Source organism: Microbacterium sp. NPDC055455 (assembly GCF_053619935.1).
The window spans coordinates 44,603-56,999 of the sequence record NZ_JBSHLB010000007.1 but is presented as its reverse complement, the minus strand read 5'-3'; the positions used below and the strand labels follow the sequence as shown (position 1 = coordinate 56,999).

The following is a 12,397-nucleotide window of genomic DNA, read 5'->3' as shown; positions in this document are numbered from 1 at the left end:
CCGTGCGTCATCGGCGCCGGCGCGGCTCGGTTCACAGCGTAGTGCGATGCCGCAGCCCCGCGCCCGGCGCCGGGCGCCGGGGACCGGCGTCACACGGGCCGAGTGCCGTTCGGCCGTGGGTAGGGTGAAAAGGTGCCGCATCCCGGCCCATCGCTCCACCCCCCGAAAGCCTGCACCATGACTTCTGCGCTGCCCATCGCCTCGCCCCCCGCCGCGATCGCCGCCTCCGACTCCATCCGCCTCGTCCTTGACACCGTCGAGGCGCGCAACCCGCACGAACCGGAGTTCCTGCAGGCGGTGCACGAGGTGCTCGAGTCCATCGCGCCGGTGCTGGAAGCCCACCCGGAGTTCGTCGACGGCGGCATCCTCGAGCGGCTCGTCGAACCCGAGCGCCAGATCCTCTTCCGCGTGCCGTGGGTCGATGACACCGGACGCCTGCAGGTCAATCGCGGCTACCGGGTGCAGTTCTCGTCGGTCCTCGGCCCCTACAAGGGCGGCCTGCGGTTCCACCCGTCGGTGAACCTCTCGATCATCAAGTTCCTCGGCTTCGAGCAGATCTTCAAGAACGCCCTCACCGGCCAGGGCATCGGCGGCGCCAAGGGCGGCAGCGACTTCGATCCCCACGGCAGGTCGGACGCCGAGATCATGCGCTTCTGCCAGTCCTTCATGAACGAGCTCTACCGCCACCTCGGCGAGCACACCGACGTGCCGGCCGGCGACATCGGCGTCGGCGCCCGTGAGATCGGATACCTGTTCGGCCAGTACCGCAAGGTGACCAACCGCCACGAGTCGGGCATGTTCACCGGCAAGGGCGTGCAGTGGGGCGGCGCCGAGGTGCGCACCGAGGCCACCGGCTACGGCGCGGTCTTCTTCGTCGACGAGATGCTCGGCGTCCACGGTGAGACCCTCGAGGGCAAGCGGATCGGCGTCTCGGGCTCGGGCAACGTGGCGATCTACGCCATCGACAAGGCACGCCAGCTCGGCGCGACGCCGGTGACGGCATCCGACTCCTCCGGCTATGTCGTCGACGACGCCGGGATCGACGTCGACCTCCTCCGGCAGATCAAAGAGATCGAGCGCGCGCGCATCTCGGAGTACGCGGCGCGCCGCTCCGGCGCGCGCTATGTCGAGGGCGCGCGTCCCTGGGAGGTGCCGGTCGACGTGGCGATCCCGAGCGCGACGCAGAACGAGCTGGAGGCCGAGGACGCCCGCGCGCTGGTCGCGAACGGGGTGCGCGCGGTCGCCGAGGGCGCCAACATGCCCTCGACGCCCGAGGCGATCGAGCTGTTCCAGTCGGCGGGTGTGCTCTTCGGCCCCGGCAAGGCCGCGAACGCCGGCGGCGTCGCGACGTCCGCCCTGGAAATGAGCCAGAACGCGGCCCGACAGCGCTGGAGCTTCGACGACAGCGAGGCGAAGCTGCGTGCCATCATGGCCGACGTGCACGACTCCGCGTTCGCCGCCGCCGAGAAGTTCGGTCACCCGGGCGACTACGTCGTCGGCGCCAACTGCGCCGGCTTCGAGCGCGTCGCGCACGCGATGCTGGCCCAGGGCGTCATCTGAGCCGACCGCGGCTTCGCGAGCCTCCAGGCCGATGTGTCAGGATCGGCGTCGTGAGCATCCACGTGAGCGCCGACAACTTCACCCGCGCCGAGACGGACCGCATGTTCCGCGACCTCCAGCACAAGGCGGGCGGCGTGAACCGGTTCGTGCACAATCGGACGCCTGCGGCGATCGACGACCAGACCGTCATCCGGCTCAACCGCGACACCCTGTACAGCTTCGCCGTGGTGGATGCGACCGCCGAGGCGACGCTGACGCTCCCGGAGCACGGAGACCGCTACCTGTCCGCGATGGTGCTCGACCAGGATCACCACGTCGTGGCGGTCTACCACGATGCCGGTGCGTACCAGCTGAGCGCAGCCCGACCGGGCAGCCGCCACGTCGTGGTGGCCGTGCGGACGCTCGTCGATCCCGGCGACGCCGACGACCTGGCTGCCGTGCACGAGATCCAGGACGCCATGGGTCTGACAGCAGCCTCCGCTGCCGCCTTCGACTATCCGGACTACGACACCGGCTCGCTCGACGAGACCCGCGACGCCCTCCTGGCACTCGCCCGCAACCTGACGTCGTTCGACCGCACCTTCGGCACGCGGGACGAGGTCGACCCGATCCGTCACCTCATCGGCACCGCCGCGGGCTGGGGCGGGCTGCCCACCAGCGAGGCGGTCTACGTCAGCGAGGATCCCCGCCTCCCCGTCGGCCGGTACGAGCTCACCGTCGGCGAGGTGCCGGTCGACGGATTCTGGTCCATCTCGGTCTACAACGCCGCCGGCTTCTTCGAACCGAACGACCGCGACGCGTACACCGTGAACAGCATCACCGGCGTGCGCAATCCGGACGGGTCGACCACCGTGCGCTTCGGCGACTTCCCGCCCGGGACGGCCAACGCGATCCCCGTCACCGAGGGCTGGAACTACCTGGTGCGCCTCTACCGGCCGCACCCCGAGGTGCTCGACGGCTCGTGGACCTTCCCGCGCCTGGAGGCGTCCGGCTCCTGAGTCCGGCGCACCGCCGCCCGATCAGGCCGTCGCCGCCTCGGCCGCCGCCGGCTCCGCCTTCTTCTCGGGCCAGAGCTGCTCGATGAGCTGCGCCACCCACGCGACGAGCTCGTCGTCGCCGAGCTGCTCGCCGCCTGCGGTCGGCAGGGGCACGACCAGCGCCTCGCCGCCGGCGACGACCTTCGCCTTCGGGTGCAGGCGCTGCAGCCGCACCCGCATCGAATCGGGCAGGTTCGCCGGCGCGATGCGCAGGTTCGGGCCCATCGCGACGACGTCGGCGAGGCCGGCCTGACCGGCGCGGCGCCGCAGCCGCGCCACCGCGAGCAGCCCCTCGACCTCCGCCGGCGGCTCCCCGTAGCGGTCGGTCAGCTCCTCGATCACCAGGTCGATCGCGTCGGGCGCCGCGGTGACGGATGCGGCCGCCGACAGCTTCTGGTAGGCCTCGAGACGCAGTCGCTCGCTGTCGATGTACGAATCGGGTATGCGCGCCTGCACCGGCAGCTCGAGCCGGAGCTCCGTCGGGCCCTCGGTGTCCTCGCCCCGGAAGGTCGCCACGGCCTCGCCGATCATGCGGAGGTACAGGTCGAACCCGACGCCGGCGATGTGCCCGGCCTGCTCGGCGCCGAGGAGGTTGCCCGCGCCGCGGATCTCGAGGTCCTTGAGCGCCACCTGCATGCCCGAGCCCAGGTCGTTGTTCACGGCGATCGTCTCGAGGCGGTCGGCCGCCGTCTCGCTCAGCGGCTTCTGGTCGTCGTACAGGAAGTACGCGTACGCCCGCTCGCGCGCACGGCCGACGCGGCCGCGCAGCTGGTGGAGCTGGCTCAGCCCGTACTTGTCGGCGCGGTCGATGATGATCGTGTTGGCGTTGGCGATGTCGAGGCCGGTCTCGATGATGGTCGTGGAGACCAGCACGTCGGCCTTGCGCTCCCAGAAGTCGTCGACGACCTGCTCGAGCTGGTGCTCCCCCATCTGCCCGTGCGCGACGACGATCCGCGCCTCCGGCACGAGCTCGGCCAGCTGCGATGCGACGCGCTGGATCGACTGCACGCGGTTGTGGACGTAGAAGATCTGCCCCTCCCGCAGCAGCTCGCGGCGGATCGCCGCGGCGATCTGCTTGTCGTTGCGTGGGCCGACGTAGGACAGGATCGGGTGCCGGTCCTCCGGCGGCGTCTGCAGCGTCGACATCTCGCGGATGCCGGTCACAGCCATCTCGAGGGTGCGCGGAATCGGCGTCGCGCTCATCGCGAGGATGTCGACGTTGGTCTTGAGCTTCTTCAGCTGGTCCTTGTGCTCGACGCCGAAGCGCTGCTCCTCGTCGATGATCATGAGGCCGAGGTCCTTGAACAGCACCTTCTCGGTGAGGATGCGGTGCGTTCCGATGACCATGTCGACGGTGCCGTCCGCGAGGCCTGCGACCACGTCGCGCGCCTGCTTGTCGGTCTGGAACCGCGACAGCGCCCGCACCTTGACCGGGAACCCGGCGAACCGCTCGGTGAAGGTCTCGAGGTGCTGCTTGACCAGGAGTGTCGTGGGCACCAGCATCGCCACCTGCTTGCCGTCCTGGATGGCCTTGAAGGCCGCGCGCACGGCGACCTCGGTCTTGCCGAATCCGACGTCGCCGGACAGCAGCCGGTCCATCGGGATCGGCTTCTCCATGTCGGCCTTGATCTCGTCGATCGTCTGCAGCTGATCGGGGGTCTCGGCGAAGGGGAAGGCCTCCTCCAGCTCCCGCTGCCACGGGGTGTCGGGGCCGAACGCGTGCCCCTTGGACGCCATGCGCGCCGAGTACAGCTTGACGAGCTCGACGGCGATGTCGCGCACCGCGCGACGGGCCTTGCTCTTGGCCTGCGCCCAGTCGCTGCCGCCCATCTTCGACAGCGACGGCGCTTCGCCGCCGACGTAGCGCGAGAGCAGGTCGAGCTGGTCGGTGGGCACGAACAGCTTGTCGCCCGGGTAGCCGCGCTTGGACGGCGCGTACTCCAGCACGAGGTACTCGCGCACGCTCTTCACGGCGTTGCGCCCGCCGCTGGAGACCTCGCGCTGGGTGAGCTCGACGAACCTGCCGATGCCGTGCGTGGCGTGAACGACGTAGTCGCCGGCCTTGAGCTGCAGCGGGTCGACGACGGTCTTGCGTCGCGACGCGAGCTTCTTCACGACACGGCTGTCGCCGCCGATGGTCCTGCCGTAGAACTCCGACTCGGTGAGCACCGCGAGCTTGGCGTCGGGGAACTGGAAGCCGCGCTCGAGGACGCTCACCACGACGTGGGCGATGCCGGGTTCGGGGGCGTGGTGCACCTCGTCGACCTTGCGCGCGGCGATGCCCCGCTCGGCGAGGACATCGCGCGCCCGCTCCACGAGGCCGGCGCCCGACGCGGCGACCACGACGCGCCACCCTTCGGCCAGGAGCGCGCCGACATGCTCGGTGGCGCCGTCGACGTTGCCATGGAATGAGGGCACGGGGGCGCCGGGGACGCGGATCGCCGCAGCGGCCTCGAGCGCGACGTCGACGTCGTCGTCGATCGCGGCGTCGAGGAGGCCTTCGGCCACGGCATCGGCCTGCCCGGAGTCGAACGAGCTCATCCGCCACCAGACACTCCCCCGCTCGCGCGCCGCCTCGCGGAGCTCGGGAAGGGTGAGGAAGTCGCCGGCACCGAGGTCGACCGGGGTCCGGGCGCCCGCTGTCGCCGCGCTCCAGGCCGCGTCCAGGAACTCGCGGTTGGTCTCGCCCAGCGTGATCGCGCGCGTGACGGCGCGCTCGGGATCGACCAGCGCGACGGCGGATCCTTCGGGGAGGTAGTCCGCGAGGGTCACGAGGTCGTCGACCACGGCCGGAAGCAGCGACTCCATCCCCTCGACCGGGATGCCCTCGGCCATCTTCTCGAGCATCGCGGCGAGTCCGGGGAACTCGTCCTTGAGCTGTCGCGCGCGTCCGCGCACGGCCTCGGTGAGAAGGAGCTCCCGGCTCGGCAGCAGCGTGACCTCGCGCACATCCCCGGCGAGGGAGCGCTGGTCGGCCACCGAGAAGGCGCGGATCTGGTCCACCTCGTCGCCGAAGAACTCGACGCGGTACGGGTGGGCGGCCGTCGGCGGGAACACGTCGAGGATGCCGCCGCGTACGGCGAACTCGCCGCGTCGCGACACCATGTCGACCCGGTGGTAGGCGAGCTCCACCAGTCGCGCCGACACCTCGCCGAGGTCGTGCCCGCGGCCGCCGACGACGATCTCGATCGGCTCGACGTCGTCCAGTCCCGCCGCCAGCGGCTGGATCGCGCCGCGCACCGATGCGGTCACCACGAGCGGCGTCGAGGCGTCCCATCGTGCGATCCGGCGGAGGATGTCGAGGCGGGCGCCCACCGTCTCTGCGCTCGGGCTCAGCCGCTCGTGCGGCAGCGTCTCCCACGCCGGGAAGTGGAGCACCTCGGCTCCGGGCAGCAGCGCTCCCAGCGCAGGCCCGAGGGATTCGGCACGGCGCCCCGTCGGGGCGATCACGAGCACGGCAGGCGGACGCCCGGCGGCGCGCCGGCGTTCCACCAGCGCCGCCAGGAGGGGGGCGTCGAGGCCCTCGACGAGCGAGAAGTCGGCGTCGACGGATGCCGCGGCCACAGCGTCCCGGAACGGTTCAGCCTGTTCGAGGGCGCGCACGATCCCGGGAACTGTCACCGCACGAGTCTACGACGCGCCGCCGACACCGGGCGCCGCGAGCCAGGGGCGGGGCGGCCGCGAACGTCGTCGGCGCTCCTAGGATGAGTCGCGTGAGCGATCCCTCGCAGCCCTCGGCCACGCCGGCCCCGCCCCCGCCCGCACCCCCGCAGACGTGGGCGCCGCCCGGAGCGGCACCGTTCGGTCCTCCGCCCGCCTCCGCGTACGCGCCCCCGCCGGGCTATGCGCCGCCCGCCGGGTTCGGCGGCACTCCCGGCGCCGCGCCGGCCATGTCGCCCTCCGCGGCACCCGCACCCGCGCGGCGCCGCGGCACGCTCGGACTCGTCGCCCTCGGCCTGGCTCTCATCGCGACGGTCGGCGCGAGCCTGCTCGCGGCGGTCGCCGCGTTCAACATCGGGCTCGGAGCGGGTCGCGAGATCAGCGCGCGCACCGCCACCGGCGATTTCGACTGGTCGATCCTCTCGCCCGTGCGGGATTGGGTGCTCATGGGCGAGATCGCCTTCTGGGCCGGCACCGCGCTCGGCCTGTGGGCGCTCATCCAGGGCGTGGTGGCCATCGTGACCTCCCGCGGACGGGGAGCCGGCATCGCGGCGGTGATCATCGCCGCTCTCGGCCCCATCGCCTACGGCGCGGTGGCGCAGGGCTTCCTGACGGCCGGCCTCGCCGCGGGCTGAGCCCGGAGTCACTCGCGGGGCGCGTGGTGCTTCTGCTGCGCGGCGAGGAGTCCCTCGTCGACCAGCTGCTCCACGGCGTCGGCGGCGTCGCCCAGGAGGATCGGGAGGTTCTTGCGCTCGGTGGCGCCGAACGGGTCGAGCACCCAGTCCGCCGGGTCCTGCCGGCCGTGCGGGCGGCCGATCCCGACGCGCACGCGCGGGAACGCCGGGGTGTCCAGCGCTTTGGCGACGTCGCGGACGCCGTTGTGACCGCCGTGGCCGCCGCCGACCTTCAGCTTGATGGTGTCGAACGGGATGTCCAGCTCGTCGTGGATCACCACGACGTGCGCGGGGTCGATCCCGTAGAACTTCGCCAGCCCTGCGACGGGACCGCCCGATACGTTCATGAACGTGTTCGGCTTCGCCAGCACCAGCTTCGCGCCGCCCGGCCGCAGCCACGTCTCGACCACGCGGGCGTTCGCCTTGTGCGTCTTGAAGGACTCGCCGCGCCGTCCCGCCAGCTCGTCGACCACGAGCTGGCCGACGTTGTGGCGGGTCAGCTCGTATCGGGGCCCCGGGTTGCCCAGGCCTACGATCAGCCACGCCTCTGCCATGACTTCCATCCTGCCCGACCGGGCGTCCGGCCCGGATCGAGCTCGTCGTGGAACGGGACGAGGGGGTGCGGCATCCGCACCCCCTCGCCTGAAAAGCGCTCCGAGGCTTACTCGGACTCGTTCTCCTCGGCCGGGGTCTCGGAAGCCTCCGACTGCTCGGCGGCGACCTCGGCGTCGGCCTCGGCGATCTCGTCCTCGGCGGCCAGCGTGGCAGCGGGGACCGAGATGGCGACGACGAGCATCTCCGGGTCGGCGGCGAGGGTCGCGCCACGGGGCAGCGTGAGCTCGCCGGCGGTGATGTGCGTGCCCTCCTCGAGGCCCTCGACGTCGACCTCGATGTGCTCGGGGATGTGGGTCGCCTCGACCTCGAGCGCCACGGTCTGCGCGTCCAGGTTGACGATCGTGCCGGCGAAGGGCTCGCCGTTGACGATGACCGGGACGTCGACCTGGATCTTCTCGCCCTTCTTCACGACGAGGAGGTCGATGTGCTCGATGATCTGGTGCACCGGGTCCTTCTGGACGTCCTTCACCAGCGTCAGCTGCGCCTTGCCGTCGAGATCGAGCTCGAGCACCGCGTTGGCGCGGCGGATGAGCAGCGACACCTGGTGGCCCGGAAGGGCCACGTGGACGGGATCGGTGCCGTGGCCGTAGATGACGGCGGGGATCTTGCCGGCGGCGCGCAGGCGGCGGGCGAAGCCCTTGCCGAAGTTCTCGCGCAGCTCGGCCTGGACCTTGGTGTCGACCTCAGTGGACATGGGTTCTCCTTGCGGGCCTGGGGCCCGTTGTCGCTCGGCCCGCGAGGTGGCGGACCGTGGGTATCGGGGGTGTCTTCGACTCGAACGCGCGCGCGTGAGGAAAGCCGGGGGCCCGCATCACCGCGTCGATCACGGATGCCGCAGCCCGCCGGTGGCCGACAGGCGCGAGGCATCCCTCGCCGAAGTTCGACACGAGTCTACCAGCGCCCCCACTACGATGAGGAACGCACCGACTTCCCGCTCACACGGAGGACCCCATGGAATACGGCTTCTGGTCTCACGCCCTGCTCTGGCTGATCGGCGCGATGGCCGCGGTCGGCGCCCTCGGGACGGCGCTGGCCTTCTGGGGCCTCGGGCGTCAGGCGTACCGCAACAAGGACTGAACGGGGCTATCGGAGCGCCGGATACCGCCGGATCGCGTGAACCGCGGCGTCGACGACGTCCGCCAGCGGCGGGTCCCCCGCCACCACCACGCCCGGCTCCTCAGGCTCCAGGTGCTCCAGCGTCTGCAGCTGGGAGGCCAGCAGCGACGACGGCATGAAGTGCTCGCGCGTCGCCATGCGCCGGGCCAGCTCGCGGGTGGACGTCCGCAGCTCGACGAAGACCGTCGCCGGTGCGCCGGAGAGGATGCGCTCCCGATAGCGTCGTGCCAGCGCCGAGCACGCGACCACGACTCCACCGGGCGCGTCGTGGAGCTCGGCGGCCACCACGTCCAGCCACGGCATCCGATCCGCGTCGTCCAGCGGCACCCCGGCGGCCATCTTCGCCACGTTCGCCTCCGGGTGCAGGTCATCGGCGTCGACGAACGGGAGAGCGAGGCGTGCGGCCACCGCGCTCCCCACCGCGGACTTCCCCGAGCCGCTCGGACCCATCACGACGATCCGGGGGCCTTGCGCAGCGGGACTGCCGGCGGTCGCGCCGGAGTGAGACGGGATCACCCCGCCACGGTAGCCGACGGCCGCCCGCGCGTCACAACCCGGCTGCGTGCCGTGTGAGCTTCCGGCCGCTGCGGCGTAACACGGAGCCGTCAGACTCTAGGCTGAAAGCGACGACTCAACCCCAGGAGCACGCGTGTCTTCCAACGATCCTTCGCTGACCGGCGAGCAGGCCCAGACCACCATCTCGACGGATCAGGACCAGGCGCCTGATGAGGCGACGACGGCGCACGAGGCCGCGCCCGCGCCCGAGGACGTCGAGCGCCCCACCCCGGAGCCTGAGGGCCCGGAGCTCGCCGTCGCCGCGACGGCGAACATCGGCGTGGTGGGCCTGGCGGTGATGGGCTCGAACCTCGCCCGCAACCTCGCCTCCCGCGAAGGCAACACCGTGGCCGTGTACAACCGCAGCCGGTCCAAGACCGACGAGCTGACCGAGACGCACCCGGAGGCGGGCTTCGTTCCCGCGTTCTCCTACGAGGAGTTCGCCGCGTCGCTGCAGAAGCCGCGCGCGGCGATCATCATGGTCAAGGCCGGCCGCCCCACCGACGCGGTCATCGACTCGCTGGTCGAGGTGTTCGAGCCCGGCGACATCATCGTCGACGGCGGCAACGCCCTCTTCACCGACACCATCCGCCGCGAGAAGGCCGTCCGCGAGACCGGCATCAACTTCGTCGGCGCCGGGATCTCCGGCGGCGAGGAGGGCGCGCTCAACGGCCCGTCGATCATGCCCGGCGGCTCGGACGAGTCGTGGGTGACCCTCGGACCGATCCTCAAGTCCATCGCGGCGGTCGCGGAGGGCGAGCCGTGCGTCACGCACGTGGGTCACGACGGCGCCGGCCACTTCGTGAAGATGGTGCACAACGGCATCGAATACGCCGACATGCAGCTCATCGCCGAGGCTTACGACCTGATCCGCCGCGGCACCGGAAAGACGCCGGCAGAGATCGCCGAGGTGTTCGCCGAGTGGAACCGCGGCGAGCTGGAGTCGTACCTGATCGAGATCACCGCCGAGGTCCTGCGCCAGGTGGACGCCGCGACCGGAGAGCCCCTGGTCGACGTCATCCTCGACCAGGCCGGCGCCAAGGGCACCGGCGCGTGGACCGTGCAGACCGCGCTGTCGCTCGGCGTCCCGGTCTCGGGCATCGCCGAGGCCACCTTCGCACGGTCGCTCTCCAGCCACCCCGAGCAGCGCGCGGTCTCCCGCGGCCTGCCCGGCCCCGCCGAGGGCCTCCAGGTCGACGACCCCGACGCGTTCATCGAGGACGTCCGCCTCGCGCTGTACGCGTCGAAGATCGTCGCCTACAGCCAGGGCTTCGACGAGATCCGCGCCGGTGCCGCCGAGTACGGCTGGACCATCGACCTCGGCGCCGTGTCGAAGATCTGGCGCGCGGGCTGCATCATCCGGGCCCAGTTCCTCAACCGCATCGCCGAGGCCTACGACCAGACCCCCGACCTGGCGGTGCTGCTGACCGCCCCGTACTTCGCCGACGCGCTCGGCCGCGCCCAGGGCGCATGGCGCCGCATCGTCTCGGCGTCTGCGAACTCCGGCATCCCGGCTCCCGCGTTCTCGTCGTCGCTGGCCTACTACGACGGCCTGCGCGCCGAGCGCCTGCCCGCCGCGCTGATCCAGGGCCAGCGCGACTTCTTCGGCGCCCACACCTACAAGCGCATCGACAAGGAAGGCACCTTCCACACCCTGTGGTCGGGCGACCGCACCGAGATCGAGGCGGAAGACACCCACTGACGCACCGCCTGAGCGGACAGAGGGCGGATCCCCGGCCGGAGATCCGCCCTCGGCGTCTCAGGCGGCCTGTCCGTCCGAACCCGGCCGGCCGTCGCCCTCGGGCTGCACGTTGTGGTTGCGGCAGAAGACATTGCCCGGGTCCCACGTGCGCTTGACCGCCGCCAGTCGCGCCATCGTCGCCGGCGGGTAGATTCGCGCGGCGTAGGAGGGGTCGGTCGACACCGTGAAGTTGCCGTACACGCCCGAGCCGCTCGCCTCGATGGCGTCCCACGCGGCCAGCGCCCGCGCCCGGGCGTCGTCGTCGACCATGCCCGGGATGTCGAACGCCCCCGCCATGGCGAACCACGTCGCGTTGCGCGCCGGGAACGCGGAGTCGTCCTGGGCGACGTCCCCGTACGCCCCGCCGAGCGACCGCAGCAGCACGACCGATGCCGGGTTCGCCTCTCGGAACGAGACGATCCGATCGATCGCGTCGTCGTCGAGGTCCGCCACGAGCGTGTTCCCCCCGAGGAACCCCGGCATGGGCTGGTCGGGGTCGAACTCGGGCGCCTCGAGCAGCACATCGGGGTAGCTCTGCACGCCGAACTCGCGCTCGGACACCCCGGGGGCTTCGGCGAGCGGCGCGAGCGCGCGGCGCGCCTCCTCCTCGTCGGTGCCGATCCATACCGCGGTCACCGTGGCGCCGGCAGGAGCGTTCGGGTCCATCGGCGGGACGTCCATGTAGGTGACGGTGAGCTCGCGTGGAGCGTCTGCGAGGATGTCGCGCAGCACCCGCAGGGCGGGCCGTGCGTCTGCGTCGATGCCGTAGACGGCGTGCACCACGCCGTTCAGCCGGTGCGCCTCGAAGTCGAAGCGCGTGACGACGCCGAAGTTGCCGCCGCCGCCGCGGAGGGCCCACAGGAGCTCGGGGTGCGAGGCATCCGTCACCTCCACCACCTCGCCGCGGGCGGTCACGAGCTGCGCGCCCACCAGCTGGTCGCACGCGAGCCCCCACGCGCGCACCATCCAGCCGATGCCGCCCCCGAGGGTGAGGCCGCCGACGCCGACGGACGCGGTGTCGCCGGAGCTGAGTCCGAGGTCGTGCTCGGCGAGCGCGTGCGCGACGGCACCCCACCGCGCACCGCCCCCGACACGCACCCGCGTGCCCTCGACGGAGATGGCGTCCAGCGCCGAGATGTCGAGGGTGAGACCGCCCGGGACCTCGCCCCACGCGCTGTGGCCGCCGCCGCGGATCATGACCTCGAGGCGCTCGGCCGAGGCGTAGCGGATGGCCCCTCTCACGTCGTCGACGGTGGAGGCCCGGATGACGGCGGCGGGCGAGCCGATGCCGGAGTGGAAGCGACGTGCGGACTCCCACTCGGGGTCGCCCGGACGGATGACGGTGCCGACGGAGGCGGCGCTGAGATCGTCGTTGCTCATGCGCGCCAGACTAGGGGGCGGGACCGACATCGCGCACGGGGTCCGTGCGCGGCGGGCGT

The 12,397-nt window shown here is 71.8% G+C and carries 10 protein-coding genes; 5 read left to right on the top strand and 5 right to left on the bottom strand.

Annotated features, from left to right (window positions below):
• Positions 1–177 precede the first annotated feature (177 nt).
• Positions 178–1,560 (top strand): NADP-specific glutamate dehydrogenase, encoded by a 1,383-nt coding sequence (gene gdhA / locus ACWGUG_RS16170; protein ID WP_452325292.1) that lies wholly within the window; start codon positions 178–180, stop codon positions 1,558–1,560.
• A 50-nt stretch (positions 1,561–1,610) separates the two neighbouring features.
• Positions 1,611–2,558 carry a DUF1214 domain-containing protein gene (locus ACWGUG_RS16165; protein ID WP_452325291.1) on the top strand — a complete coding sequence of 316 codons (948 nt, stop codon included), beginning with the start codon at positions 1,611–1,613 and terminating at the stop codon, positions 2,556–2,558.
• A 21-nt stretch (positions 2,559–2,579) separates the two neighbouring features.
• Here ACWGUG_RS16165 and mfd read toward each other — a convergent pair whose 3' ends face one another.
• Positions 2,580–6,218 (bottom strand): transcription-repair coupling factor, encoded by a 3,639-nt coding sequence (mfd, locus tag ACWGUG_RS16160; RefSeq protein WP_378881480.1) that lies wholly within the window; start codon positions 6,216–6,218, stop codon positions 2,580–2,582.
• A gap of 83 nt (positions 6,219–6,301) precedes the next feature.
• Between mfd and ACWGUG_RS16155 the strand changes: the two genes are divergently transcribed.
• On the top strand, positions 6,302–6,892 hold the full coding sequence (locus tag ACWGUG_RS16155; protein WP_452325290.1) for a hypothetical protein: 591 nt from the start codon (positions 6,302–6,304) through the stop codon (positions 6,890–6,892).
• 8 nt (positions 6,893–6,900) lie between these two features.
• On the opposite strand, the gene pth is transcribed toward ACWGUG_RS16155, so the two are convergent.
• Both pth and ACWGUG_RS16145 read right to left on the bottom strand, forming a co-directional pair.
• The gene (gene pth, locus ACWGUG_RS16150) at positions 6,901–7,485 is read right to left on the bottom strand and encodes an aminoacyl-tRNA hydrolase (RefSeq protein ID WP_336396466.1); all 585 of its coding nucleotides are present in this window, start codon (positions 7,483–7,485) and stop codon (positions 6,901–6,903) included.
• Positions 7,486–7,592: 107 nt separating this feature from the next.
• Positions 7,593–8,240 carry a 50S ribosomal protein L25/general stress protein Ctc gene (locus ACWGUG_RS16145; RefSeq protein ID WP_336396467.1) on the bottom strand — a complete coding sequence of 216 codons (648 nt, stop codon included), beginning with the start codon at positions 8,238–8,240 and terminating at the stop codon, positions 7,593–7,595.
• A gap of 257 nt (positions 8,241–8,497) precedes the next feature.
• On the opposite strand from ACWGUG_RS16145, the gene ACWGUG_RS16140 reads away from it, so the two are divergent.
• The gene (locus tag ACWGUG_RS16140) at positions 8,498–8,623 is read left to right on the top strand and encodes a hypothetical protein (RefSeq protein WP_336396468.1); all 126 of its coding nucleotides are present in this window, start codon (positions 8,498–8,500) and stop codon (positions 8,621–8,623) included.
• Between the two features lie 6 nt (positions 8,624–8,629).
• On the opposite strand, the gene ACWGUG_RS16135 is transcribed toward ACWGUG_RS16140, so the two are convergent.
• Positions 8,630–9,112, bottom strand: a complete 483-nt coding sequence (locus ACWGUG_RS16135; protein WP_378882136.1) for a gluconokinase — start codon at positions 9,110–9,112, stop codon at positions 8,630–8,632.
• Between the two features lie 199 nt (positions 9,113–9,311).
• On the opposite strand from ACWGUG_RS16135, the gene gndA reads away from it, so the two are divergent.
• Positions 9,312–10,919, top strand: a complete 1,608-nt coding sequence (gene gndA, locus ACWGUG_RS16130) for an NADP-dependent phosphogluconate dehydrogenase (protein WP_378881488.1) — start codon at positions 9,312–9,314, stop codon at positions 10,917–10,919.
• A gap of 57 nt (positions 10,920–10,976) precedes the next feature.
• Here gndA and ACWGUG_RS16125 read toward each other — a convergent pair whose 3' ends face one another.
• Positions 10,977–12,338 carry an FAD-binding oxidoreductase gene (locus ACWGUG_RS16125; RefSeq protein ID WP_452325289.1) on the bottom strand — a complete coding sequence of 454 codons (1,362 nt, stop codon included), beginning with the start codon at positions 12,336–12,338 and terminating at the stop codon, positions 10,977–10,979.
• Positions 12,339–12,397 lie beyond the last annotated feature (59 nt).

Coding starts and splice junctions, on each gene's coding strand:
- pth (WP_336396466.1), bottom strand. CDS start 7,485: ATGGCAGAGGCGTGGCTGATCGTAGGCCTGGGCAACCCGGGGCCCCGA.
- ACWGUG_RS16140 (WP_336396468.1), top strand. CDS start 8,498: ATGGAATACGGCTTCTGGTCTCACGCCCTGCTCTGGCTGATCGGCGCG.
- gdhA (WP_452325292.1), top strand. CDS start 178: ATGACTTCTGCGCTGCCCATCGCCTCGCCCCCCGCCGCGATCGCCGCC.
- ACWGUG_RS16135 (WP_378882136.1), bottom strand. CDS start 9,112: ATGGGTCCGAGCGGCTCGGGGAAGTCCGCGGTGGGGAGCGCGGTGGCC.
- ACWGUG_RS16145 (WP_336396467.1), bottom strand. CDS start 8,240: ATGTCCACTGAGGTCGACACCAAGGTCCAGGCCGAGCTGCGCGAGAAC.
- ACWGUG_RS16155 (WP_452325290.1), top strand. CDS start 6,302: ATGAGTCGCGTGAGCGATCCCTCGCAGCCCTCGGCCACGCCGGCCCCG.
- ACWGUG_RS16125 (WP_452325289.1), bottom strand. CDS start 12,338: ATGAGCAACGACGATCTCAGCGCCGCCTCCGTCGGCACCGTCATCCGT.